General features: G+C 65.8%; 20 protein-coding genes. 10 read left to right on the top strand and 10 right to left on the bottom strand.

From position 1 onward, the window contains the following. Positions 1–42: 42 nt before the first annotated feature. Genes GOC52_RS07065 through GOC52_RS07055 form a run of 3 tightly spaced genes read left to right on the top strand, consistent with a single transcriptional unit; the run spans position 43 to position 3203 of the window. Positions 43–924: an HlyC/CorC family transporter gene (locus GOC52_RS07065; protein ID WP_005408827.1), complete on the top strand. Its 882-nt coding sequence runs from the start codon at positions 43–45 to the stop codon at positions 922–924. Then, positions 921–2174: a lipoprotein N-acyltransferase Lnb domain-containing protein gene (locus GOC52_RS07060; RefSeq protein WP_126559777.1), complete on the top strand. Its 1254-nt coding sequence runs from the start codon at positions 921–923 to the stop codon at positions 2172–2174. The genes GOC52_RS07065 and GOC52_RS07060 overlap by 4 nt, the downstream gene beginning before the upstream one ends. A 6-nt stretch (positions 2175–2180) precedes the next feature. Further along, on the top strand, positions 2181–3203 hold the full coding sequence (locus GOC52_RS07055; RefSeq protein ID WP_019337144.1) for a magnesium and cobalt transport protein CorA: 1023 nt from the start codon (positions 2181–2183) through the stop codon (positions 3201–3203). Positions 3204–3315: 112 nt separating this feature from the next. On the opposite strand, the gene GOC52_RS07050 is transcribed toward GOC52_RS07055, so the two are convergent. From GOC52_RS07050 to GOC52_RS07035, 4 genes are all read right to left on the bottom strand, one after another. Further along, the gene (locus tag GOC52_RS07050; protein WP_099560219.1) at positions 3316–4680 is read right to left on the bottom strand and encodes an NAD-dependent succinate-semialdehyde dehydrogenase; all 1365 of its coding nucleotides are present in this window, start codon (positions 4678–4680) and stop codon (positions 3316–3318) included. Between the two features lie 83 nt (positions 4681–4763). After that, positions 4764–5606, bottom strand: coding sequence for an ABC transporter permease subunit (locus tag GOC52_RS07045; protein WP_008267688.1), 843 nt, complete (start codon positions 5604–5606; stop codon positions 4764–4766). Further along, positions 5603–6535: an ABC transporter permease subunit gene (locus GOC52_RS07040; RefSeq protein WP_049431291.1), complete on the bottom strand. Its 933-nt coding sequence runs from the start codon at positions 6533–6535 to the stop codon at positions 5603–5605. The genes GOC52_RS07045 and GOC52_RS07040 overlap by 4 nt, the downstream gene beginning before the upstream one ends. Beyond that, on the bottom strand, positions 6532–7668 hold the full coding sequence (locus GOC52_RS07035) for an ABC transporter ATP-binding protein (protein ID WP_010486163.1): 1137 nt from the start codon (positions 7666–7668) through the stop codon (positions 6532–6534). The genes GOC52_RS07040 and GOC52_RS07035 overlap by 4 nt, the downstream gene beginning before the upstream one ends. Positions 7669–7941: 273 nt before the next feature. On the opposite strand from GOC52_RS07035, the gene GOC52_RS07030 reads away from it, so the two are divergent. Next, positions 7942–9354 carry an NAD(P)-binding domain-containing protein gene (locus GOC52_RS07030; RefSeq protein WP_191851004.1) on the top strand — a complete coding sequence of 471 codons (1413 nt, stop codon included), beginning with the start codon at positions 7942–7944 and terminating at the stop codon, positions 9352–9354. A gap of 38 nt (positions 9355–9392) precedes the next feature. On the opposite strand, the gene GOC52_RS07025 is transcribed toward GOC52_RS07030, so the two are convergent. The 3 genes from GOC52_RS07025 to GOC52_RS07015 all read right to left on the bottom strand — a co-directional run bounded on the left by GOC52_RS07025 (position 9393) and on the right by GOC52_RS07015 (position 12749). Then, positions 9393–10502: a polyamine ABC transporter substrate-binding protein gene (locus GOC52_RS07025; protein ID WP_010486170.1), complete on the bottom strand. Its 1110-nt coding sequence runs from the start codon at positions 10500–10502 to the stop codon at positions 9393–9395. 91 nt (positions 10503–10593) lie between these two features. Then, on the bottom strand, positions 10594–11991 hold the full coding sequence (locus GOC52_RS07020) for a glutamine synthetase family protein (protein ID WP_019337139.1): 1398 nt from the start codon (positions 11989–11991) through the stop codon (positions 10594–10596). Then, a complete protein-coding gene (locus GOC52_RS07015) occupies positions 11988–12749 on the bottom strand; it encodes a gamma-glutamyl-gamma-aminobutyrate hydrolase family protein (protein WP_191851002.1) in 762 nt (253 codons plus the stop codon). Before GOC52_RS07015 ends, GOC52_RS07020 begins: the two co-directional genes overlap by 4 nt. Positions 12750–12910: 161 nt before the next feature. Here GOC52_RS07015 and GOC52_RS07010 point away from each other — a divergent pair, with 161 nt between their 5' ends. Both GOC52_RS07010 and GOC52_RS07005 read left to right on the top strand, forming a co-directional pair. Beyond that, positions 12911–14188 (top strand): NAD(P)/FAD-dependent oxidoreductase, encoded by a 1278-nt coding sequence (locus GOC52_RS07010; protein ID WP_049455535.1) that lies wholly within the window; start codon positions 12911–12913, stop codon positions 14186–14188. Between the two features lie 196 nt (positions 14189–14384). Continuing rightward, complete coding sequence (locus GOC52_RS07005; RefSeq protein ID WP_043400413.1) at positions 14385–15983, top strand: MASE1 domain-containing protein; 1599 nt, start codon at positions 14385–14387, stop codon at positions 15981–15983. A gap of 126 nt (positions 15984–16109) precedes the next feature. Here GOC52_RS07005 and GOC52_RS07000 read toward each other — a convergent pair whose 3' ends face one another. Then, positions 16110–16502 carry a hypothetical protein gene (locus GOC52_RS07000; RefSeq protein ID WP_235304002.1) on the bottom strand — a complete coding sequence of 131 codons (393 nt, stop codon included), beginning with the start codon at positions 16500–16502 and terminating at the stop codon, positions 16110–16112. A 357-nt stretch (positions 16503–16859) separates the two neighbouring features. Here GOC52_RS07000 and GOC52_RS06995 point away from each other — a divergent pair, with 357 nt between their 5' ends. The 3 genes from GOC52_RS06995 (at position 16860) to GOC52_RS06985 (ending at position 20399) form a co-directional block, all read left to right on the top strand. Continuing rightward, positions 16860–18413, top strand: a complete 1554-nt coding sequence (locus GOC52_RS06995; RefSeq protein WP_043400407.1) for an MASE1 domain-containing protein — start codon at positions 16860–16862, stop codon at positions 18411–18413. A 95-nt stretch (positions 18414–18508) separates the two neighbouring features. Beyond that, positions 18509–19852 carry a diguanylate cyclase gene (locus tag GOC52_RS06990; RefSeq protein ID WP_010486178.1) on the top strand — a complete coding sequence of 448 codons (1344 nt, stop codon included), beginning with the start codon at positions 18509–18511 and terminating at the stop codon, positions 19850–19852. 85 nt (positions 19853–19937) lie between these two features. Further along, complete coding sequence (locus tag GOC52_RS06985) at positions 19938–20399, top strand: bacteriohemerythrin (protein WP_004151683.1); 462 nt, start codon at positions 19938–19940, stop codon at positions 20397–20399. Here GOC52_RS06985 and GOC52_RS06980 read toward each other — a convergent pair. Further along, positions 20380–21681, bottom strand: coding sequence for an MFS transporter (locus GOC52_RS06980; protein WP_010486179.1), 1302 nt, complete (start codon positions 21679–21681; stop codon positions 20380–20382). The genes GOC52_RS06985 and GOC52_RS06980 overlap by 20 nt on opposite strands. 147 nt (positions 21682–21828) lie before the next feature. Between GOC52_RS06980 and GOC52_RS06975 the strand changes: the two genes are divergently transcribed. Continuing rightward, complete coding sequence (locus GOC52_RS06975; RefSeq protein ID WP_057504259.1) at positions 21829–22470, top strand: hypothetical protein; 642 nt, start codon at positions 21829–21831, stop codon at positions 22468–22470. A gap of 145 nt (positions 22471–22615) precedes the next feature. Here the strand turns inward: GOC52_RS06975 and GOC52_RS06970 are convergent, their stop codons facing one another. Further along, on the bottom strand, positions 22616–24112 hold the full coding sequence (locus tag GOC52_RS06970; RefSeq protein WP_191851000.1) for an aldehyde dehydrogenase: 1497 nt from the start codon (positions 24110–24112) through the stop codon (positions 22616–22618). Positions 24113–24135: the final 23 nt, after the last annotated feature.

Raw genomic sequence — 24135 nt, 5'->3', positions numbered from 1 at the left:
CTTGGGCCAACGCCCGGCCTGCCGGGTGCCTTTTTTCCAGAGATGTCAGAAGACGACAGTAGTAGCTCCCCTGCGGAGCACAGTGAAAAGAAGCGCGGCTGGCTTGAACGCCTGACCTCCGCCTTCTCCGGCGAACCCCATACCCGCGACGAGCTGGTCGCTGTCCTGCACACCGCGCAGGAAGAGGGTCTGATCGCCGCCGATACCCTGAAGATGATGGAAGGCGCCATTTCGGTCGCCGAGCTGACCGTGGGCGACGTGATGATTTCGCGCTCGCAGATGGTCTCGCTGCCGGTCGAAGCGCCCTTCCTGGAACTGATGAAGCAGGTGGTCGAATCCGGCCATTCGCGCTTCCCGGTGCACGGCGAGAACAAGGACGACATCCTTGGCATCCTGCTGGCCAAGGACCTCCTGCGCGGCGTGGTTGCCGACAACGGCCCGGCCAACGTGCGCGAGCTGCTGCGCCCGGCGGTGCTGATCCCGGAGGCGAAGAAGCTCAACGTGCTGCTGAAGGAATTCCGCCTGTCGCGCAACCACATGGCCATCGTGGTGGACGAGTACGGCGGTGTCGCCGGCCTCGTCACCATCGAGGACGTGCTGGAACAGATCGTCGGCGAGATCGACGACGAGCATGACGAAGCTGAAGATCCCTCGGCGCAGATCGCGATCCAGTCCGACGGCCAGTACGTGGTCGACGCGCTGACCCCGATCGGCGACTTCAACGAACGCTTCGGTGCCACCTTCTCCGACGAGGACTACGACACCATCGGCGGCCTGGTCACCGAGGCCGTGGGCCATCTGCCGGAAGTCGGTGACGAACTGGCGCTGGACCGTTTCATGTTCCGCGTGGCCCGCGCCGATGCGCGCCGGGTGCAGGCCTTCCACGTGACCGTGCTGCCGCCGGACGCGCAGGACGACGCTTGAAGCGCCGCGGCCTGATCCTGAAGCTGTGGCTGGCACTGTGCGTGCTGGCCATGGCCCTGCCGCTGGCCGCGTTCGCGCAGCCGGCGGCGGCCCCGCCTGCCGCTACAGCGCCCGCCAGTACTGAAGCCCCCGCCCCGCGCATCGGCGTGGTCACCATGCAGCCGGGCACGGTGTTCTTCGAACGCTTCGGCCATGACGCCATCGTGGTGCTTGATCCAGTCAGCGGTGAGGCGACCTCGTACAACTTCGGCTACTTCGACCCGTCCGAGGACGATTTCATCAGCCGCTTCGCACGCGGCGACATGATGTATTACCTGGTGGCGCTACCGCTGCAGCAGGATCTGTCCTACTACGACGAGACCGGCCGTGGCGCCAGCGTGCAGTGGCTGGACCTGCGCCCCGACCAGGCACGTGCGCTCGCTGCCGATCTGGCCGAACGGGCCAAGCCGGAAAACGCGCGTTACCACTACGACTACTACACCGCCAACTGCGCCACGATGGTGCGCGACACGGTGGACAAGGCACTCGGCGGCGGCCTGCAGTCGCAGCTGTCGGGGCGCTCGCGCGGCAACACCTACCGCAGTGAATCGGTGCGCCTGGCCTCGCCGGCACCCTGGATGTGGCTGGGCTTCGATGTAGGCCTGGGGCCGTTCGCCGACCAGCCGCTGTCGCGCTGGCAGGAAGCCTTCGTACCGATGCGCCTGGCCGATGCGCTGCGCCAGGCACGTAACAGCGATGGCCGTCCGCTGGTGCAGTCCGAACAGGAACTGCTGCCGCACCGTATCGATCCGGAGCCGAAGGAATTCGCGCGCCGCTGGTGGCCGTGGCTGCTGCTCGGGCTGATCGTGGCCGGCGGCGTGCTGGCGCTGCGCCGCCGTCCGCGCCTGCTGGCCGGGCTGGCGCTGCCGTTCTGGCTGCTGTGTGCCCTGTTCGGCGGCGTGCTGGTGTTCCTGTGGGGCTTCAGCATCCACTACGCCGCGTGGGCCAATCGCAACCTGCTGTTGCTTTCGCCGCTGGCGGTGCTGCTGCTGCCTGGGGCGATCAGCCTGCTGCGCCGGCGCGTGCCGGGCCGCATGTTCAGGATCGTACTGTGGCTGCTGGCGGTACAGGCGGTGGCCGCGCTGGTACTGCACTGGCTGAGCCTGCAGGCGCAGTACAACGTGCAGTGGATCGTGCTGCTGCTGCCCGTCCACGCCGCGCTGGCATGGGTGCTGGGGCGTACTCCTCACTTGTCCAAAACACAGCCCTGACGCACGATGGCGGGCATGTCATTGCCCGCCTCCGCTGCCGCGCCCGCCTCGGCCAACCCCGCCTGCGTCATCAACTGCGTCCACTACGATGACGAGGGCAAACGCCACGACATCACCCTGGACGCCATCAGCGATGTCATTGCCGGTGGCAATGGCTTCGTCTGGGTCGGCCTGTACGACCCCAATGACGATGTGCTGTTGAAACTGCAGGAAGAGTTCTGCCTGCACGACCTGGCCATCGAGGATGCGCGCAATGCGCACCAGCGGCCCAAGGTCGAGACCTACGGCAATTCGATGTTCGTGGTGGTGACGACCGCGCAGATGGTCGACGAGCGCATCCAGTACGGCGAAACCCACGCCTTCCTCGGCCCACGCTTTCTGGTGACGGTGCGCCATGGCGCTTCGCTGTCCTACGCCCCGGTACGCGCGCGGGTCGAGCGCGAGCCCCAGCTGCTGAAAATGGGCCCGTCGTACTGCCTGTATGCGGTGACCGACTTCGTGGTCGACAACTACCTGCCCATCGTGCACCGCTTCCGCGACACCCTGGACCTGCTCGAAAAGGACATCTTCGCCGACACCTACAAGCGCAGCACCGTGGTGCGGCTGTACGAGCTCAAGCGCGAACTGAACAAGATGCGCATGGCGGTGGCGCCGCTGCAGGACGTGCTGGCACAGCTGCGTCGCTATCAGGGCGAACTGATCCCCGACGAGGTGAAGCTGTACATCCGCGACGTGCACGACCACGCGGTACGCATCAGCGATGTGATCGACACCCTTCGCGAGATGCTGGGCACCGCACTGAGCGTGAACCTGTCGCTGGTGACGCTGGCGCAGGGCGAGACGGTCAAGCGGCTGGGTGCATGGGCGGCGCTGCTGGCGGCGCCGACGCTGATCACCAGCTGGTACGGCATGAACTTCAGCCACATGCCCGAGCTGAGCGAACCGTGGTCCTACCCGCTGATGATCGTTGGCGTGGGCGGCGTGTGCGTGGGGCTGTACCGGCTGTTCAAGCGCGCCAAGTGGCTGTAGAGCGTATCGACCAACGGTCGATACCCACAAAACCGGGGACATATCGACCAACGGTCGATACCCGCCAGACCGGTAGGCCACGACCGTTGGTCGTGGCGCATTGGATGATCCATCAAGCCACGTAGACAGTCTTGATGTTCATGAACTCATGGATGCCATGGTCGGCCAGTTCGCGACCGAAACCGGACTGCTTGCTGCCACCGAACGGCAACCGCGCGTCGCTCTTGACGATGGCGTTGACGAACGCCGCACCGCATTCCATGCGCTGGGCGAAACGTTCACCGCGCACCGGGTCGCGCGTCCACACGCTGCCGCCCAGGCCGAAGCGGGTGTCGTTGGCCACGCGCAGTGCCTCGGCCTCGTCAGCGACACGGATCACCGCAGCTACCGGGCCGAACAATTCCTCGTCATACGCCGGCATGCCAGGGCCGACCTGGTCGAGCACGGTGGCCGGATAGCCGGCGTGCGTGCCCGCAATCGGCTCACCACCCACCAGCACCCGCGCGCCCTTGGCCACGCTGGCCTGCACCTGCTTGTGCAGTTCGTCGCGCAGGTCGGCACGCGCCATCGGCGCCAGCGTGGTACTGCGCTCGTCAGGGTCGCCATACTGGCGCTCACCCGCCGCTTCGACAAAGCGGCGGGTGAATTCATCGGCCACCGCATCGACCACGATGAAGCGCTTGGCCGCGATGCAGGTCTGCCCGCTGTTGTCGAAACGTGACTTCACTGCCGCGGCCACGGTCTTGTCGAGGTCGGCATCGTCGAGCACCACGAAGGCATCGCTGCCGCCGAGCTCCATCACCGACTTCTTCAGCTGGCTGCCGGCATTGGAAGCGATCGAGCGCCCTGCCCGCTCGCTGCCGGTCAGCGTCACCGCCTTCACCCGTGCGTCGCGCAGCACCTCGGCGGCCTGGTCGTTGTCGATGTGCAGTACATCGAACACGCCATCGGGCAGGCCGCCGTCACGGCACACCGCCAGGATCAGGTCGGCGCACTGCGGCACGTTGCTGGCGTGCTTGAGCACGGCCACGTTGCCAGCCATGAACGCCGGGGCCAAAAAACGGAACACCTGCCAGATCGGGAAATTCCACGGCATCACCGCGAACACGCAGCCGATCGGCTCGTAGCGCACATAGCTGCGCTGGGCTTCGGTGTCGATCAGCTGCGGCTTCAGGTAGTCGGCCGCGTGGTCGGCGTAGTACTCGCAGGCGGCCGCGCACTTGTCGACCTCGGCCAGCGCCTCAGCCTTGAGCTTGCCCATCTCGTGGGTCATCGCCTGCTGCAGGTCATCGCGACGGGCGCGCAGCTGCGCGGCAATCTGGCGAAGGATGGCGCCGCGGTCCTGCAGCGAGTGATCAGCCCAGCCGGGGAAGGCATCGGCAGCGGCCTGCAGGCGCTGCTCGATGTCGGCTGCACCCATCAGTTCATGGCGGTAGGTCACCTGGCCGGTGGCCGGGTTGATGATCTCGACAGTCATGGGGGATCTCCATCTGGAAGACCCCCATTGTGCGCCGCTGTCCGTGAGCCGGGTGTTGCCGGCGCTGTCGACAGGCCGTGTGCTCAGCCGTTGTCCTGCCGCGCCAGCTGCAGATCGCGCTGGCGCCGCTTCTCCGCACGCGCATTGATGTACCAGCCGATCACCGCGGCGATCGACACCGCCGACACCAGCAGCGTGGCCAGTGCGTTGATCTTCGGGCTGATGCCCATGCGCACCGAAGCGAACACCTTCATCGGCAGCGTGGTCGAGCCCGGCGTGGCGACGAAGCTGGCCACCACCACATCATCCAGCGACAGGGTGAACGCCAGCAGCCAGCCTGCCACCAGCGCCGGCGCGATGATCGGCAGGGTGATGCGGCCGAACACGGTCAGCCGGCTCGCGCCCAGGTCCATCGCGGCTTCTTCCAGCGACAGGTCCATCTCCTGCAGGCGCGAGGACACCACCACGGTGACGAAGCACAGTGTGAAGGTGACGTGCGCGATCCAGATGGTGGTCAAGCCACGCGCCGGGAACCCGGGAATCGCACCCATCGAAGCCAGCAGCGCCATCAGCGAGAAGCCGAGGATCACATCCGGCATCACCAGCGGTGCGGTGACCAGCGCGCCAAACAGCGGCTTGCCGCGGAAGCGCTTGAAGCGGGTCATCACCATCGCCGCCAGCGTGCCCAGCACGGTGGCCGTGCAGGCGGTCCAGAACGCGACCACCAGGCTGGTCCACATCGCATCCATCAGCGCGCGGTCGGCGAACAGATCGCTGTAGGCGCGGGTGGAGAACCCGGCCCAGACCATCGCCAGCCGCGAGCTGTTGAACGAATAGAACATCAACAGCAGGATCGGCAGGTACAGGAAGGCGAAGCCGAGCAGCAGCACGCCCAGCCCCAGGCCCTTGGCGCTACGCGGGCTCATGCCTGCTTCCCTTCCAGCAGGCGCTGCTGGGAACGGTTGAACAGCAGGATCGGCACCAGCAGCAGCAGGATCATCGCCACCGCCATCGCCGAGGCGCCCGGCCAGTTGCGGTTGTTGAAGAACTCGTTCCACAGCTGGCGGCCCACCATCAGCGTCTCCGAGCCACCCAGCATTTCCGGGATCACGAATTCACCGATCGCCGGAATCATCACCAGCATGCAGCCGGCGATGATGCCCGCCTTCGACAACGGCAGGGTGATGCGCAGGAACGCCTGCCACGGCTTGGCACCCAGGTCGTAGGCCGCTTCCAGCAGCCGGTGGTCATGCTTGACCAGGTTGGCGTACAACGGCAGCACCATGAACGGCAGGTAGCAGTAGACGATGCCGATGTAGGCGGCAGTCGGCGTATCGATCAGCTGCAGCTTGGGCAGGCCGAGGCTGGTCATCAGCGACTGCAGGCCGGTGAACTGCAGGAACTGGTCGAGCAGGCCGTTGCGGTCCAGGATCGCCTTCCACGCGTACACGCGGATCAGGAACGAGGTCCACGACGGCAGCACCACCAGCATCATCGCCACGTTGCGTGCGGCCGGTGACAGGCGGGCGATGGCATAGGCCATCGGGTAGCCGATCAGCAGGGTCAGGAAGGTGGAGATCGCCGCGATCTTGATCGAGCTCAGGAAGGCCTGCGCATAGATCGAATCGCGGAACAGCGCCAGGTAGTTTTCCAGGTTCAGCTTCAGCGAGAAGCCGCCATCCACGTACTGCAGCAGCCAGGTATACGGCGGCGAGCCGACCCGGCTGAGCGAGAAGCTGATCATCAGCACGATCAGGAACGGCACTGCGAAGAACAGCAGCAGCCACAGGTACGGAATGCCGATCACCGTGGCACGCAGCCCCGGCAGCCAGCGCTTCAGGCCGGCCGTGCTCATGAGGTCAGCACCACGCCGTCGTTGTCGCGCCAGTGCACCCACACACTGTCGCCCCAGGTCAGGCCATCGCTGGCCCAGCGCTGCGAGTTGGCGAAGTTGGCCAGCACCTTGGCACCGCTGGGCAGGCGCACGTGGTAGACCGAATGGCTGCCGAAGTAGGCGATGTCCTCGATCACACCCTGGGCCTTGTTGGTGTGCCCTTCCGGCTCGTCCTTGCCGATCATCACCTTCTCCGGGCGCAGCGCGAACGCGACCGGCTGCCCTTCATAGCCGGTGATGCCATGGGCGATGTAGATCGGCGCCGGGAACAGCGGCGAGCGCACGGTGACGTACTCGGGCAGGTCCTCGTCGATCACCCCGTCGAACAGGTTGACCGAACCGATGAACTCGGCGACAAAGCGGTTGGCCGGCTGCTCGTAGACCTCGTCCGGCTTGCCGACCTGCTGGATCCAGCCGGCATCCATCACCGCGATGCGGGTGGCCATGGTCATCGCTTCTTCCTGGTCGTGGGTGACCATCACGCAGGTCACCCCCGACGATTCGATGATGCTGACCAGTTCCAGCTGCATCTGCGAGCGCAGCTTCTTGTCCAGCGCGCCCATCGGCTCGTCCAGCAGCAGCAGCTTCGGCCCCTTGGCCAGCGACCGCGCCAGCGCCACGCGCTGCTGCTGGCCGCCGGAGAGCTGGTGCGGCTTGCGCTTGCCCAGGTGGCCCATCTGCACCAGGTCGAGCATCTCGCCGACGCGCTTGCTGATCGCGTCCTTGCCCAGGCCATCCTGTTTCAGGCCGAAGGCGATGTTCTGCTCGACCGTCATGTGCGGGAACAGGGCGTAGGACTGGAACATCATGTTGACCGGCCGCTGGTACGGCGGCAGCGCGTCCAGGCGCTGGCCATCGAGGGTGATGCTGCCCTTGGTGGGCGTCTCGAAGCCGCCCAGGCAGCGCAGCAGAGTCGATTTGCCACTGCCGGAGCCACCGAGCAGGGCAAAGATCTCGCCTTTGCGCACGTCCAGATTGACGTCGTCGACGGCGACGAAACCGTCGAATTCCTTGCGCAGGTCACGAATGGAGAGATAGCCGGGCGCACCGGTCGTGTCGACGACGGCGGCTACCGGCTGGGCTTCAACGGGCATGGGGGCTCCGGGAGCGGGCGGTGGACAGCGGCCGCCATTCTAACGGCCGGGGGCTGCAGGGGATATGACGGGAGCAGGTGGAAGCGGCCGCTGGCCGGCCTCGGGGCCTCGAGGGGTGTCGGTTTTCCCCCGCCATGCTGGCCTGTCCGCCGGAAGGCCCGGGCTCTCTTCGACGCCCGGGCGGCCGTCCCGACCAGACACCACGGGCAGCAGCCCGATCTGCAACATTTTTCAGAACGGGATCCGTTGAAAGCCAAGGACATTCCCCGCGCAATGCCTCGGATCAAGGCCTTGCATGGACCCACACTGGTGATTCCCCCGGACAGCCCCTCCCCCTCCCCCTCCCCCTTCCCGCCCCGCCTGCCGGGCTCCCTGCCTGCAAGGCTGCCACTGGTCATCATCGGCGCCGGCCAGGCCGGGTTGTCGCTCAGCGCGCTCCTGCAGGAGGCCGGCGTCGAGCATCGCGTGCTGGAGGCCGAAACCGTGGGCGCCAGCTGGCAACGGCGCTGGGAGTCGTTCCAGACCAACACCGCCAACGCGACGATGGCCCTGCACGGTCATGCCTATGCCGGCGATGACCCGGAAGGCTTCATGGGCGCCCCGGAGGTGATCCGGCAACTCCGCGAGTATGCCCACGAGCGTTCCCTGCCGATCAGCGAGGGGTGCGTGGTCCACCGGGTCGGGCCCGAGTCCGGTGGCTATGCCATCGACAGCAGCGAGGGGCCGATCCATGCCCAGACGGTGGTGGTCGCCACCGGTGAATACCGTCGCGCGCGGATGCCCCGGGTCCCATTCGCGCCCGCACCAGGCCTCACCGTGCTGCACTCCAGCGACTACCGCAGTCCCGGCCTGCTACCCGAGGGCGCGGTGTTGGTCATCGGCGGCGGCCAGTCCGGCGCGCAGATCGCCCAGGACCTGCGCGACAGCGGTCGCAGCGTGTACTGGTCACTGGCCCAGCGTCACTCGCACACCCGCCGGCTGCGCGGCAAGGACTCGATGACCTGGTGGGACATGGCCGGGCGCATCCACCAGCATGTGAGTGAAGCGGCCGCCGTACTGGCCGGAGAACCGGATGCGCTGCGCAAGGCCCGCACCGCGGAGTTTCCGCTGATCTCGGGCAAGGGAAGCGGCGGCCGGGGCAGCTCGATCAGCCTGCTGGCGATGCACCGCGCAGGCATCAGGTTGCTGGGCCGGTTGCAGGAAATCAGTGGAAACACCGCCCGCTTTGCCGATGTCCGCCCGCAGCTGCGCACCGCGATCGAGGCCACTCGGGCCGAGTATGCCTATCTCGATTCGCTGGCCAGCGCGTACTACGCCACGCGGCCCGAACCGCGCACCGACGATGCCCGTTATATTCCCGAAGAGGTCTATCTGCACTGGGAGCCGGAACCGTCGCCATGCGCGCTGGATCTGCAGGCCGCAGGCATCCGCTCGGTGGTGCTGGCCACCGGTTTCGTCGCCGAATGGCCCTGGCTCGACGTGCAGGGCGCGCTGGATGCACACGGCTATCCGCTCGGCGAGTTCGGTGTTTCACCGCAGCCGGGGTTGTTCTTCATCGGCATGCACAACCTGCAGCGGATGAGTTCGTCATTCCTGTGCAACGGCGGCCGCGATGCACGCGACCTGCTGCCGGCCATCCTGCGGCACCTTGGCCGAAGCGGGAGTACAGGCTTCGGCGCAGGGTAAGGGAGCCGCCGGGCATGACCCGGCGGCGCCAGACCGGCTTAACGGCCGGTCTTCACCTCGGTCCACAACCGGGTGTAGAGCTTGTCGGTCTCCGGCGTGTTGATCGAGTACGTGAACATTTTCTCGGCCACATCGGCCGGCGGGTAGATGGTCGGGTCGGTACGGATCGCCTCATCCACCAGCGGGGTCGCAGTCGGCACCGGGTTGGCGTAGTGGATGAAGTTGGTGTTGGCCGCGGCAACCTTCGGCTGCAGCAGATAGTTGATGAACGCGTACGCGGCTTCCGGGTGCTTGGCATCCTTCGGGATCGCCAGCATGTCGAACCACTGCGGGGCGCCTTCCTTCGGGATCGAATAGGCCACGTGCACGCCGTTGCTGGCTTCCTCGGCGCGGTCGCGGGCCTGGATGATGTCACCCGACCAGCCGACCACCAGGCAGGTTCCACCGTTGGCCAGCGAACCCACGTACTGCGAGGAGTGGAAATTCTGCACGTACGGGCGGATCGACTTCAGCAGGTCGGCCGCCTTCTGCAGCTCGGCCGGGTCACCGCTGTGCGGGTCCAGGCCCAGGTAATGCAGCGCGATCGGAATCATGTCCGCCGGCGTGTCCAGGATGGTCACGCCGCAGTCCTTCATCTTGCTGATGTTCTCCGGCTTGAACACCAGATCCCAGCTGTTGGCGATATCGGTGCTGCCGCCGAAGCGCTGCTTCAGCATGTCCACGTTGTAGCCGATGCCGGTGGTGCCGATCATGTACGGCACGCCGTACTGGTTGCCCGGGTCCTGGGTGGCGATGCGCTTCATCACCGCCGGATCGAGGTTGGCCAGGTTCGGGATCTTGCTCTTGTCCAGCGGCAGGAACACGCCGGCCTGGATCTGGCGGCCGAAGAAGTTCAGCGTCGGCACCACCACGTCGTAGCCACTGTTGCCGGCCAGCAGCTTGGTCTCGACCATCTCATCACTGTCGAACACATCGTAGGTCACCTTGATGCCGCTCTCCTTCTCGAAGGTCGGGATGGTGTCCTCGGCGATGTAATCGCTGTAGTTGTAGACGTTCAGGACCTGGCTGTCCTGCGCGCCGCCGTTGCCACCGCTGCAGGCGGCGAGCATGGCGGAGGCCAGGCCGAGCGTGAGGATACGCAGCTTCATCGGGTGCTCCAGAATGCGGAAAGGGGGGCCGGCGGGGCCGGCAACGGGTGCCAGCCTACCCCCCGGCGGCGGATTTTTCTATTCCAGATGCTCAGACGTTCAGCAGCAGGAACTCGCGCTCCCACGAGCTGATGACGCGGAAGAAGGTCTCGTATTCCTTGCGCTTGACCGAGATGTAGGCGCGGCAGAAGCGCTCGCCCAGCAGCGCCTGCAGCTCGCTGCACTGCTCCAGCCCGTCCAGCGCCTCGCCCAGCGAGCGCGGCAGGTTGTAGCCCAGTTCCTTGGCACTGCCGGTCACCGGTGCATCCGGTGCCAGCCGCTCACGGATGCCCAGCAGGCCGCAGGCCAGGGTCGCGGCCATCGCCAGGTAGGGGTTGGCGTCGGAGCCGGCGAAGCGGCTTTCCACGCGCATGTTCTCAGGCGTGTCCAGCGGCACGCGCAGCCCGCAGGTGCGGTTGTCATAGCCCCAGTGCACGTTGCTCGGCGAGACCTCGCCGAACACCAGTCGCCGATAGGAATTCACATTCGGCGCGAAGAACGCCATTGCCTGCGGCACGTACTTCTGCAGGCCGCCCAGGTAGTGGCCGAACACCGGGCTGAACTCGCCTTCGGCATGGGTCTCGCCGGCGAACACATTGCTGCCATCGCTCACCCGCACCAGGCTCTGGTGGATGTGCATGGCGCTGCCCGGCTCGTTCTCCATCGGCTTGGCCAGGAAGGTGGCATACACCCCGTGGCGCATCGCTGCCTCGCGCATGGTGCGCTTGAACAGGAACACCTGGTCGGCCAGGTCCATCGCATCGGCGTGGGTGAAGTTCACCTCCAGCTGCGCTGCGCCGGATTCGTGGATCAGCGTGTCCACGTCCAGCTTCATCGCGTCGGCGTAGTCGTACATCAGGTCGAGGATCGGGTCGAATTCGTTGACCGCGTCGATCGAGTACGACTGCCGCGCGGTTTCCGGGCGCCCGGAGCGGCCGGCCGGTGGCAGCAGTGGGAAGTCCGGGTCGGTGTTCTTCTGCACCAGGAAGAACTCCAGCTCCGGCGCCACCACCGGGCGCAGGCCCAGCTCGGCGTAGGCTGCCAGCACCCGGCGCAGCACATTGCGCGGTGCCAGTTCGTGGGGCTCACCGTTCTTGGTGTAGCAATCGTGGATGACCTGCGCGGTGGCATCGGCCGCCCACGGCACCATGCGCACCGTGTCCGGATCGGGGCGCAGCATCATGTCCGAGTCCGACGGCGAGGTCAGCTCGTAGTAGTCATCAGGGAACTCGCCGGTGACGGTGGTGGCGAAGATGCCTTCGGGCAGCCGCGTACCGTAGTCGTGCGAGAACTTGTCGGCGGGAATGATCTTGCCGCGCGCGTTGCCGGTGATGTCCGGCACCAAGCACTCGACCTCGGTGATGCGCCGTTCCTTCAGCCAGCGCAGCAGGCTGCTTTCCTGCGGTGCGGGGGGCGTGGCCGTCTTGCGCGGGCGCGTTCGGGAACTCATCGGGAATCCAGTCGGTTCTGTTGGTGCTGCCGGCAAGCTTGGCCGAACGCACGGAAAATAGCGTGATAGAACGGCGCCTGCATGACACGCCACTCCGGGTGCCACTGTACGCCGAGCACGAAACGATGGTGCAGGCTGCGCGCCGCCTCGACCAGTCCATCATCAGCCACGGCCTCGACCTGCAGACCCTGCGCGAGGCGGGCAATGCCCTGCCCGTGCACCGAATTGACCTGCGCCCGGTCACTGGCGTGCCACTGCGCCAGCCAGCCATCGGCAACCAGGGTAACCGCGTGGGCCGGTCCGTACTGCACCTCCACCGGCGCCTGCGGGTCTTCGCGATGATCGGACAGGCCCGGCACCGCATGCACCTGCGGATGCAGGCTGCCACCCAGCGCGACGTTCAGTTCCTGGAAGCCGCGGCAGATCGCCAGTACCGGAAGATCCTGCGCCAAAGCCTCACGCAGCAACGCGAACGCATTGGCATCACGGGCCGGGTCATGCGGATTGCCCGGCCAGCTGCGACCGCCCTCGTAGTGCTGCGGTTCGATGTTGCTGACCGCGCCGGTCAACAGCAGGCCATCAAGCCCCTGCAGCCAGTCGCCAGCCGGCAAAGGAGGCTGCAGGCTCGGCAGTACCACCGGGGTCACTTCGGCGGACTCGGCCAGCGCGCGCACGTACTTCTCGCCGGCCACCGCGAAGCGGTGATGGCCGAGCACGGTACTGTCGGTGGGCAGGCCCACCCAGGGCAGGCGGCGCATGGAAAAACTCCTTGACGTGCCGACACGTTACCCGTCGCCCGCCGAGGGCGGCAAGTCGTCGCCGTCACACCATGGCTGTCACGCATCGGCGAAACTACGCGGGTGAATGCTGATCGTCCTCTCCCGCTCCCCCCTCCCGCACTGCGCCCGCGAGGCCCGCGGTGAGCGCCGCCTTCCCGCCCAGCTGGTACGCCGCCAGCCTGCCCGAACCGCCCGCACTGCCCTCGTTGCGGGGGGATGTGCAGGCCGATGTCGCAGTGCTCGGCGCGGGTTATACCGGCCTGACCGCCGCACTTGAACTGGCTACGCGCGGCCAGCGCGTGGTGGTGCTGGACGCGCAGCGGATCGGCTGGGGCGCGTCCGGTCGCAACGGTGGCCAGGCGCTGGTCGGCTATGGCTGCGAGGTGGACGAGCTGGAGCGTCAGCTCGGTCGTGATGATGCGCGCCACCTGTTCGACTGGTCACGCGACGCGGTGCAGGCAATGCGCACACGCATCGATCGCCACGGCATCGACTGCCATTGGGTGGAAGGCCACGCCAGCGTCGCGATCCGCGAACGCCATGAGCGCGACCTGCGGGCCAACTGCGAGCATCTGCAACGCCACTACGACTACCCCATGCAGTGGTGGGACCGTGATGCCCTGCGCGCACAGCTGGACAGCCCGCGCTACCGCGCCGCGATGTTCGATCCGCTCAGCGCGCATCTGCAGCCCCTGGCCTATGCCCGCGGACTGGCCGATGCGGCGCGTGCGGCCGGCGCGGTGATCCACGAGAACTCCGCAGTGACCCGCGTGCAGCTCGGACCGCAGCCCACCCTGCATACCGCGCAGGGAAGCGTGCGCGCCGCGCATCTGGTGGTGGCCGGCAACGCCTGGCTGCAGGGCCTGCTGCCCGAGCTGGAACGGCGGATCATGCCGGTCGGCACCTATATCGGCGCCAGCGCGCCGCTGGGTGCCGAGCGCGCCCATGCCCTGATCGGCAACAACATGGCCGTGGCCGACACCGCCTGGGCACTGGACTACTTCCGTCTCAGCCACGACCACCGCCTGCTGTTTGGTGGCCGTGCCAGCTATTCAGCACTGCCCCCGCCCGGCCTGCGCGGGGTGATGCAGCGGCGCATGCACCAGGTGTTCCCGCAGCTGGCCGACGTGGCGCTGGAGCAGGTCTGGGGCGGTTATGTGGACATTACCCGCAACCGCGCCCCGCATTGGGGCCGGCTGGACGGCAACCTGTACTTCGCGCAGGGGTTCTCCGGCCATGGGGTGGCCGCCGCCGGGCTGGCCGGTGAGGTGATCGCCGCTGCCATTGCAGGCCAGAGCGAGCGCCTGGATGTGTTCCAGCGCCTGCGGCATGCCCCCTTCCCTGGCGGCCGGCTGCTGCGCACGCCGCTGCTGGTGGCGGCGATGTCGTGGTACAAGCTGCGGGATGCGTTGTGGTGAGTTGATCAGGGATCACCCTGAATTGGCTCCCTCGGAAACTGTGAAACCCGTCGCCACGGGAATTCATGTGATGATTTTCTCACTTGCCCGGCGCTGCGCTGCGGAGATTGCATAATCGAACGCGTGTCGATACCGTCGGCACGAACCGGGTCCCGCGGCGAATGGATGCTGACAGGGAACGTACTGTGAAGGGGTAGTGCGATTGAATTGGTGGAATGAAGGCCTGCAGCTGAAGTTGCGCATCCATCCGGCAGGACTTGCCTTGGCTGTGCTGTATGCCATTGCCTGTTGGGCCACCCGCCAGTTGTCCCTTGATCAGTTCTACCTACCTGCCGGCGTTCGCGTGGCTGCAGTGCTGCTATGCCCAACGCGGTTCTGGCCTTATCTGCTGCTGGGTGAGTACGCCTACTTTGCGCAGATGCGATTGCCGATGGTTGAAAAGTACGGCGCAGCCTGGGCCATCCTCGCGTCAGGCGTGCTGATGCCTGCAGTAATGCTCATCACCCGCTGGGCCCGCAGCTTTTTTGCGAACTCGGTCACATCCCGTCTTCTGGCCATCGCGTTCCTTTCCTCCGTCGTGGTCACTCTCTTGAATGTGAGCCTTTCCCAACTGCTTTGGCCAACGCCACCCGCAGATTCGGCGCTTGCGTTCCTTTCCCGTGCAGCACGTTTCAGCGTAGGTGATTTCATTGCCATCCTTACGGTGACTCCCCTCGCATTGCTTTGGGCAATGAGAAACACCGAACCACACTGGAAGACCATTTTCACAGGCCCCACCGCCGTGGCCCTGTTGTTGATGACATTGCTCGGCGTTACCGCATCGTTGATTCCCAACGAAGCCAGTACACTCCGGACGTCCCTGCAGTTACTGATGGGGCTGCCCGTGATCGCACTCACGTGCCTGCATGGCTGGCGCGGTGCGGCCGTCGGCGTACCGATGCTGAATCTGATTATTGGCCTGACAACGCCAAAGCCCTATGCAGCAGCCTTTGATGCCGCAACGTTCACCACACAGCAAATCATGGCCATCACGGGAGTAGCACTACTGCTGCTTGGCTCCCGTATAAGCCACTTTCGTCGGCGCTATCAGTTGCGTGAGGTGGGCGAAAAGAACGCCATCAACCTTGCGCGCAGCTCGCACCTAGCGAGCGAGTCAGATCTTCGCGAACGCGCGATTCACCTGCGCAAGCTGGGTGACGGCATCGACCTGTCGCTTTCGGAAGTCATCAACTGGCTCAACAGCCACGGTCATTCCGCAATTGCCAACAGCCTGACTCACACAGCCAATGTGCACTCCCGGCTGTTCCGCGAACAGGCAAGCCTGGTGTATCCCACTGCGCTTGAGCAGTTGGGTCTGTATGTTGCACTGCAGGCCGGAGGCGTGCGCTCGGCGTGGGTCAATACGCACCGCGTAGCCGAACCGCGCCTTGCCGGTGATCCCTGCCGTCTCAGCCTGGACTTGCAGCTGACGGCATACCGGACTCTCATCGATGCCGTTTCTTTGTTGTTGAAGTGCGAATCCGGGCAGGTCATCGTCCGGGCACGCTGCGTCAACGCGGGACAACAGCGAGGAATCGTCATGACAGCCTCGCTGCTGGATCGGCATCGCGCATTGTCCCCAACAACCGTCAGTCTCGTCAGGGAGCGGTTGGCCGGGCGTGCGCTGGCCTTTGGTGGGTCCGTTCACTGTCGCCAAAGCCGCATCGTCATGGTGCTGGTGGAGCCTGGCACCACGACACTGCGTGAGTCGCAAGAAGGGAGTTCATTTGGCGCCCGAGTTGCATCTTCCGCCTAGGCTCAAAATCGGGTGAACGCCTGACCACAGTCGCACCGGCGTGCCGGTGAACGGACACATGGCTGACCGAGATTTGGCTGAGAACGGTTGACCAACAGGTGATGTTTGCCACCTGCTGACCAGTGATTACTGCGTTTCGATGGCCCAGACCGCACTTGTACCGGCGCTGTAGCGCACCAACACGAAACCATTTCCGCGATAGACCAGCGAGCGGATTGCATTGCCTGGTACTGGCAACGGCTGGCCTGGCAACGACACAGGTATCTGCGCCTTGCCGGCCGGGAGCGCCCAGAAAACTCCACCAGCGTTGCCTATGATGACCTGGATGCGACCAGCGAGGTCATTTACCTGGAAATAGGAAATACCATCACGCTGGAAACCGTAGACCTGCCAAGCAGGATCCTGGCTCAGATTGACCGTCGCAGGGAATGCCTCCCCCAGCCCCTGCCGGCTCAAACGGATACCGTGATCGTCAGACTGTGCCCAAACCGCCATCGGCAGCCCAGCGGCGATGATCACTCCCAACACCGCCCCAGCATTAGTTACTCGCATTTTTTTTCCTCGATAAAGAAAACGAAGAGCACGATGAAACTCCCACCCTGTTGAGCCGGGCACCGCCGTCAATGCTCCGCCGCACGGCACCCTCGCCTCACCTGGGCATTCAAGGACCACTATATGTCTATGGGCCCTCTTGATACATAGCAGCGCGCATCTGGATGCAATGTGGAAAACTGCGTCCGCCGCGGAAGATCAGGAACCAACTACCAGCACCCTGTGGGCGCCCTATGCCCCCCGTAGAGATTGCACGTCCTTTCGTCTACAGATAGTGTCCACATCGGGCTTGGCGTGATGCCCCGGAGCATGGGAGGCTCAGGCTTGGACCGATTCAAGAAGGCAATTGAGCTGAGCTTCCGGATCCGTCCGGTCGGTCTTGTGCTGGCCGCCACCTATGCTGCCAGCTGCCTCATATCGCGTCAGTTCTCGCTGGATCAGTTCTTCCTGCCCGCAGGTATCCGGGCAGCGGCGCTGCTGATCGTCCCGACCCGTCTGTGGCCCTACCTGCTGCTGGGCGAGTATGCGTACTTCGCAACGCTGCGCATTCCTATGATCGACTCCTATGGCCTGGATTGGGTCATTCTGGCTTCGACACTGCTGATGCCGATGGCGATGCTGGTGGTCTACCTGCATCGAAGGAGAATGCCGTCCGAGGCAGCCACCGGCCTCTGGCTGCTGTCGTTGTCGATCTGCACGGCACTGTTCGTCCCGGCTCTCAACCTGAGCATTTCATATGTCCTCTGGTCGAATCCTCCGCCGAGCAACCTGCTGGACGCGGTCGACCGAACGATCTTTGGCCACTTCGCGGCCATCATTACCCTGCTCCCACTGGCCTTTCTTTGGGCGCAGCGGCACGTGGATCCCAGTTGGAGCACCCGCTTTGTCGCGCCTACAGCTGCGGCGATCCTGGCGATGCTGATACTGGGGTTGGGCATGCAACTGACAGACAGCAGCGCCCATACCACCCGCACACACCTTGTCCTGCTGGCGGCTCTGCCTGCCATCGCCCTGACCTTCATGCATGGCTGGCGTGGCGCTGCCATCGCGATTCCGCTGTTGAACCTCCCACTTCACGGCGCTACGCCCAGTACCGGCCTGCCCTCCTCTTTCGACCTCGGTACGTTCGCCACCCAACAGAACATGGCTGTGATCAGCGTCGCATTGCTCGCACTCGGATCCAGCATCAGCTATCACCATCAACGCGCACAGGCCCGTTGGCAGGCTGAACGGAACGCCCTGCGTCTGGCACGCAGTTCCCACCAGACCAGCGAGCGTGAGCTGCGTGAACGCGCGGCCCATCTGAAGCATCTAGGCGAGGGCATGGACAGTTCGCTCAGCGAGATGGTCAGCTGGCTGAAGGATCAGGGTCATCATGCCGTGGCGAACAGCCTGCAACACGCGTCATCCGTGCACTCACGTCTGTTCCGCGAGCAGGCCAGCATGGTCTACCCCACCGGGCTGGAGCAGGTCGGGTTGTACATCGCGCTGCAAGCAGGCGGCGCATGCGAGATCTGGAACAACACGCATCGCGTCATTCCGCCCAGGCTGGCGGGTAACCCTTGTCTGCTGACTGTAGATCTGCAACTGGCCATCTATCGCTCCTTGATCGAGGCGGTGTCACTGCTGCTGGAGCTGGAGACCGGGCAGGTCTGCGTGCGTGCCCGAAGTGGCCGGGCGGGCGGACGTCGCGGCATCGTTGCTGTCGTGAGCCTGCTCGACCGTGGTTGCACGCTGTCGGCACGCACCACCGACCAGGCCGTCGAGCGCCTGGCCGGTCGAATGCTTGCTTACGGCGGCAAGGTCAACTGCCGGGGCAATCGGCTGCGACTGGTCCTGCATGAATCGATCAGCCACGCGGCGCCAGCGGCGGCCTGACACGGAATCTGGCCCAGCGCGCAACGTTCGCCGCTAAAGTTACACCCGAAACCGCCGCTATCCGTGCCGAGCCCTCCTTCGTGAGCCACCGCATCATGCCCGTCCTGCCGCAGGCCGCCGTCGATGGCGACCTGGCCGATCCCCTGCCACAGCGGATCCTGCTGGTCGAAAATTCCCGTGCGTTCACCGGCATGCTGCGCGAAGCCATCGAACAGCGTCTGGAACTGCCGGTGGTGATCGCTTCCACCCTCGCCGAGGCCGATCGCCTGCTCGGCGAAGGTGGCGGCTGGTTCCTGGTGCTGACCGGGCTGGTGCTGGCCGACGGCGACCGTGATGCGGTGGTCGAGTTCTTCCTGAAGCGCGACCTGCCAACGGTGGTGGTCAGCGGCGTGTACGACGAGGACCTGCGCAAGCGCGTGCTGCAGCAGCAGATCATCGACTACGTGCTGAAGAACACCCCCGGCAGCATCGACTACCTGGTGTGGCTGGTGCAGCGGCTGGAACGCAACCGCCGCATCGCCGCGCTGGTGGTGGACGATTCGCCGTCCGCGCGTGGCTATGCTGCGGCCCTGCTGCGCATGTACGGCCATGAGGTGCATGAAGCCGCCGACGGCAACGAGGGCCTGGCTGCGATCGAGGCGCACCCGGCGATCCGCCTGGCGGTGGTCGACCAGGAAATGCCCGGCATGCAGGGCGTGGAGTTCACCCGTCGCCTGCGCACCCTGCGCTCGCGCGACAAGGTGGCGGTGATTGGCATCTCCGGCAATACCGATGCCTCGCTGATCCCGCGCTTCCTGAAGAACGGCGCCAACGATTTCCTGCGAAAACCCTTTTCGCGCGAGGAATTCTTCTGCCGCGTCTCGCAGAACGTGGACCAGCTGGAACTGATCGGCACCCTGCAGGATCTGGCCACCCGCGACTTCCTGACCGGCCTGCCCAACCGCCGCTGCTTCCTGGAGCAGAGCCAGCGCCAGCTGCCGCAGCTGCAGCTGCATGGCCAGTGCGTGGCGGTGGCGATGATCGACATCGACCACTTCAAGCACATCAATGACACCCATGGCCATGAAGCCGGCGACGATGCACTGCGTGCGGTGGCCGGCGCGGTGGCCGCACATGCGCGCAGCCAGGACCTGATCGCACGTTTCGGTGGCGAGGAGTTCTGCCTGCTGGTGCCGGACATGGAACAGGACGAGGCGCTGCTGTACTTCGAGGAACTGCGCCAGCGCATCGCCGCGCTGGAAGTGGACATCGGCACCGCCACCCTGCGCATGACCGTGAGCATCGGCCTGTGCTGCCTGCGCCCGCAGCGTGATGCACTGCACCGGTTGATCTCCGAGGCCGACCGCCAGCTGTACCTGGCCAAGGCCGGTGGCCGCAACCGGGTCAGCTGCACCACGGTGGCCAGCCCGCTGCGCCCACGCGAGCCTGCCCTGCCCTGACCGGCCCGCTTTGATCCAGATCAACGCCGCACCCGCGCGGCAGTTCTACAGTCGGCCCCGACATACGCATGAAGGGGAGCCGGGGATGGCACTACTGGTCTGGCAGGACGATCTGAACATCGGCATCGATGTGATCGACCAACAACACCGCCGCATCATCGAGATGCTCAACCACCTGCACGTGGCCCAGGCCAGCATGCAGCGTGCGGCGGTGGGTGAAGTGATCGATGAGGTGGTGGACTACACCATGTCGCACTTCGCGTTCGAGGAAGAGCTGATGGAGGAAGCGGGCTATCCGTTCTGTGCCGCGCACAAGCGCGTGCATGAGGTCTTCATCAAGCGGGTATCGGAATACCGCATGCGCTTCCAGGCCGGCGAGGACATCAGCGATGAACTGCGCACCATGCTCTCGCGCTGGCTGTTCAACCACATCCGCGGTGATGACCAGGCCTATGCCGAACAGGTCAAGGCGCACCTTAACCAGTTCGCCCGCGAACACCAGGGCGGCGGTTGGCTGGGGCGCACGCTCAAGCGCTTCTTTGGTTGAGCCGCAGCGCGCGCCGGTGCAGTGCCACCAGCGCGCACAGGGTCGCCACCGCGGTCAGGCACAGGTAGTAGCCCACCGCGACCAGGCCGAAGCGTTCGGCCAGCCAGGTGGCCAGGTACGGCGCTGGCGCCGCGCCGAGGATGCCGGCCAGGTTGAATGACAGCGACGCGCCGGTATAGCGCACCTCCACCGGGTAGATCTCGGCCAGGAAAGTGCCGCAGGGGCCGTAGGTCAGGCCCATCAGGAACAGGCCCAGGCACAGGAAGCCAGTGACCAGCCACGGGCTGTGCGGCTGGAACAGCGGTGCGAACAGCACACCGAAGCCGACGATCAGTACGCTGGCAACGATCATCGTGCGCCGCGTGCCCCAACGGTCGCCATAGCGCGCCGACAGCGGGATGCCCAGCGCGAAGAACAGCATGCCGGCCATCTGCATCAGCAGGAACTGCTCGCGGCTGTAGCCCAACACTGCAGTGCCATGGCCGAGACTGAACACCGTCATCAGGTAGAACAGCACGAAGGTGGCGAACGCGCCCAGGGTGCCCAGCAGCATCGGCACCGGATGGTCACGCAGCACCGTCCACATCGGCAGCCGCACCGGCGCCTTGCGCTCCAGTGCCTTCTTGAAATCGGGTGTCTCGTGGATGTTCAGGCGCACCCACAGGCCAAGGCCGACCAGCAGCGCGCTGGCCACGAACGGAATACGCCAGCCCCATTGCAGGAAGTCGTCCTGGCTCAGGCAGCGGCCAAGCACGAGGAAGATGCCGGCCGACAGCAGAAAGCCGAGCGGTGCGCCCAGCTGCGGGAACATGCCGTACCAGGCGCGCTTGCCCGGCGGTGCGTTCTCGGTGGCCAGCAGCACCGCCCCGCCCCACTCCCCGCCCAGGCCCAGACCCTGGCCGAAGCGGCACAGCGCCAGCAGCGCCGGGGCCCACAGGCCGATCTGGGCATGGGTGGGCAGCAGGCCGATCAGCACCGTGGACAGGCCCATGGTCAGCAGCGCGGCCACCAGTGTGGCCTTGCGGCCGATGCGGTCACCGAAGTGGCCGAACACCGCCGAGCCCACCGGGCGCGCGATGAACGCGACCGCAAACGTTGCCAGTGACTGCAGCAGCGCGGCCTGTTCGCTGCTGTCCGGGAAGAACAGGTGCGGAAACACCAGCACTGCAGCCGTGGCGTAGATGTAGAAATCGAAGAACTCGATGGTGGTGCCGATCAGGCTGGCCAGCAGGACTCGACTGGGGGAATTCACGGGTGGCGCGGCAGCGGTGATCGTCGACATCGGCAACACGGGTAACGGCGGATCGCCCGATTCTGCCACGCGCCGATGGCCACACGGGGCGATGGTTTCAGCCGACACCGATGCCAACGGAATTTTTCGGGCCGCCCGCTAGTCTGCGCCACCGGTCCCTGCATGGATGCTTTGCCGATGACTGCAGTCGCGCTGTCGTGGTCCGATTCGCCGAAGCTGCCGCGCATGGCGGCATGGCTGGCGGTGCTGCTGGTGCATGGGTTGATGGCAGTGTGGCTGCTGGGCAGTGGCAGGATGACGCTGCGCAGCGACGAAGGTGCCAGGATTTCATTGCGCTGGATACCGCCGGAGCACCCCCCGGCGGTTCAACCACATCCGGCGCCCCCCACCACATCGGCGGCGCGTCCGGCCCCCTCGACAGCGCCACGCCCGACCCCGTCGGCACCCACGGATGTCAACACGCCCGCGTCCGAGGAACCGCCTGCACCGGCGCCACTGATGCTGGACCTGCCTGCGGGCAGCATCGATGGCGGTGACGGTATCAGCGCGGCGGGCGTGGCGCCACGCCTGATCGGTCGGCGCGAGGTCCATCCCGCGTTCGGGCCGCGCCGCAATTACTTCCGGATCCGTCGGCAGATGACCCCCGAGCAGATCGTGCATGGCGTGGCGCAGCTGCTGGGGTTGTGGCCACCGGGGTACATCGTCGACCCGTGCGAGCTGGGCAAGCAGGACATGGACTATTTCCAGAACGCCGTCGAAGAAGCCGACCGCGACATGCTGCGTGCGGCCGTGCTGCAGGTGAGCACCCGCTGCCGGTAGAGGGCACGCCTTTGTAGAGTCGAGCCATGCTCGACTGCTCTTGCCGAGATGCAGCCGAGCATGGCTCGGCGCTACAGAGGGGCGAACGGCAGTCGAGGATGGCTCGACTCTACAAAGAGCGAACAGCCGCCCAGCAATCGCGTCGTTACAACTGGATCCAGGTAGCCTTGATCTCGCTGTACTTGTCGAACGCATGCAGTGACTTGTCCCGCCCATTGCCGGACTGCTTGTAACCACCAAACGGGGCGGTCATGTCGCCACCATCCCAGCCGTTCACCCAGACACTACCCGCGCGCAACTGCCGCGCGACCCGATGGGCGCGGCTGAGATCACGCGTCCACAGGCCCGCGGCCAGGCCGTAGCGACTGTCATTGGCGAGGCGCACCGCTTCGGCCTCGTCGTCGAAGCCGAGTACGGCCAGCACCGGCCCGAATACTTCCTCACGCGCCAAGGCCTGCTCCGGGCGCACCTGGTCGAACACTGTCGGCTGCACATAGCTGCCGCCGGCCTCGACCTCGGCCCGTCGCCCACCCAGCAGCAGCCGCGCGCCCTCGCCTTCTGCGCGTGCAATATCGTCCATCACCTTGTGCAGATGCGCGGCATCCACCAGCGCGCCCATCGGTGCATCGGCCTCCAGCGGATGCTGCGGCTGCATGTGCTGGCCATGGGCGATCACCTGATGCACGAAATCCTCGCGGATCGAGCGCTGGACCAGCAGCCGGGAGCCGGCAGTACAGACTTCGCCCTGGTTGAAGAAGATGCCCTGTGCCACCGCCTTGGCGGCGACGTCCAGATCGGGGGCGTCGGCAAACACCACATGCGGGCTCTTGCCACCGCATTCCAGCCAGACCCGCTTGAGGTTGGATCGCCCGGAATGCTCCAGCAGCTTCGCGCCGGTGGCAGTGGAACCGGTGAAGGCCAGCACGTCCACGTCCATGTGCAGGGCCAACGGTTCACCAACGCGCGCACCGTGGCCCGGCAACACGTTCAGTACGCCCTCCGGCAGGCCCGCCTCGGCGGCCAGTGCGGCCAGCCGCAGCGCACTCAGCGGTGACCGCTCGGAAGGCTTGAGCACCACCGAGTTACCCATGGCCAAGGCCGGTGCGATCTTCCAGCACGCCATCAACAGCGGGAAGTTCCATGGCACGATGGCCGCCACTACGCCAGCGGCCTCACGCGTGACCAGCCCCAGCTCGTGCGGGCCGGTGGGCGCGACCTCGCCGTACAGCTTGTCCACCGCTTCAGCGGTCCAGCGCAGGCAGCGCACCACGCCGGGCAGGTCGATACGGCGCGCGTCACGCACCGGCTTGCCCATGTCCAGGGTTTCCAGCAGGGCCAGTTCATCGGCGTGCGCTTCCACCAATGCCGCCATCGCCAGCAGCACGCGCTTGCGATGGGCCGGAGTGGCCTGCGACCAGTGGCCCGCCTCGAAGCTGCGTCGCGCGGCCAGGACCGCGCGCTCGACATCCTGCGCGTCGCAGTCGGCAACCGCGCCCAGCACGCGACCGTCAATCGGGCTGATGCAGTCGAAGCGGGCGCCACTGGCGGCATCGACATAGCGGCCGTCGATGAAGGCCTGGCCCGGCATCGACAGCTGGAGGGCCAGCGCCTGCCAATGGCTACGGTCGGGGAAATCAGCCATGGAAAGCTCCAACATTCAACGAG

This window comes from Stenotrophomonas sp. SXG-1, from assembly GCF_014083965.1.
Taxonomy (GTDB): Bacteria; Pseudomonadota; Gammaproteobacteria; order Xanthomonadales; family Xanthomonadaceae; genus Stenotrophomonas; species Stenotrophomonas geniculata.
Note: the sequence above shows the minus strand (reverse complement) of the source record. Positions and strands in the feature narration are given on the sequence as shown.

Excerpts from the sequence above, each read along its gene's own strand:
- GOC52_RS07065 (WP_005408827.1), top strand. The coding sequence starts at position 43 with ATGTCAGAAGACGACAGTAGTAGCTCCCCTGCGGAGCACAGTGAAAAG.
- GOC52_RS07055 (WP_019337144.1), top strand. The coding sequence starts at position 2,181 with ATGGCGGGCATGTCATTGCCCGCCTCCGCTGCCGCGCCCGCCTCGGCC.
- GOC52_RS07050 (WP_099560219.1), bottom strand. The coding sequence starts at position 4,680 with ATGACTGTCGAGATCATCAACCCGGCCACCGGCCAGGTGACCTACCGC.
- GOC52_RS07045 (WP_008267688.1), bottom strand. The coding sequence starts at position 5,606 with ATGAGCCCGCGTAGCGCCAAGGGCCTGGGGCTGGGCGTGCTGCTGCTC.
- GOC52_RS07040 (WP_049431291.1), bottom strand. The coding sequence starts at position 6,535 with ATGAGCACGGCCGGCCTGAAGCGCTGGCTGCCGGGGCTGCGTGCCACG.
- GOC52_RS07035 (WP_010486163.1), bottom strand. The coding sequence starts at position 7,668 with ATGCCCGTTGAAGCCCAGCCGGTAGCCGCCGTCGTCGACACGACCGGT.
- GOC52_RS07030 (WP_191851004.1), top strand. The coding sequence starts at position 7,942 with ATGCCTCGGATCAAGGCCTTGCATGGACCCACACTGGTGATTCCCCCG.
- GOC52_RS07025 (WP_010486170.1), bottom strand. The coding sequence starts at position 10,502 with ATGAAGCTGCGTATCCTCACGCTCGGCCTGGCCTCCGCCATGCTCGCC.
- GOC52_RS07020 (WP_019337139.1), bottom strand. The coding sequence starts at position 11,991 with ATGAGTTCCCGAACGCGCCCGCGCAAGACGGCCACGCCCCCCGCACCG.
- GOC52_RS07015 (WP_191851002.1), bottom strand. The coding sequence starts at position 12,749 with ATGCGCCGCCTGCCCTGGGTGGGCCTGCCCACCGACAGTACCGTGCTC.
- GOC52_RS06990 (WP_010486178.1), top strand. The coding sequence starts at position 18,509 with ATGCCCGTCCTGCCGCAGGCCGCCGTCGATGGCGACCTGGCCGATCCC.
- GOC52_RS06985 (WP_004151683.1), top strand. The coding sequence starts at position 19,938 with ATGGCACTACTGGTCTGGCAGGACGATCTGAACATCGGCATCGATGTG.
- GOC52_RS06980 (WP_010486179.1), bottom strand. The coding sequence starts at position 21,681 with ATGTCGACGATCACCGCTGCCGCGCCACCCGTGAATTCCCCCAGTCGA.
- GOC52_RS06975 (WP_057504259.1), top strand. The coding sequence starts at position 21,829 with ATGACTGCAGTCGCGCTGTCGTGGTCCGATTCGCCGAAGCTGCCGCGC.
- GOC52_RS06970 (WP_191851000.1), bottom strand. The coding sequence starts at position 24,112 with ATGGCTGATTTCCCCGACCGTAGCCATTGGCAGGCGCTGGCCCTCCAG.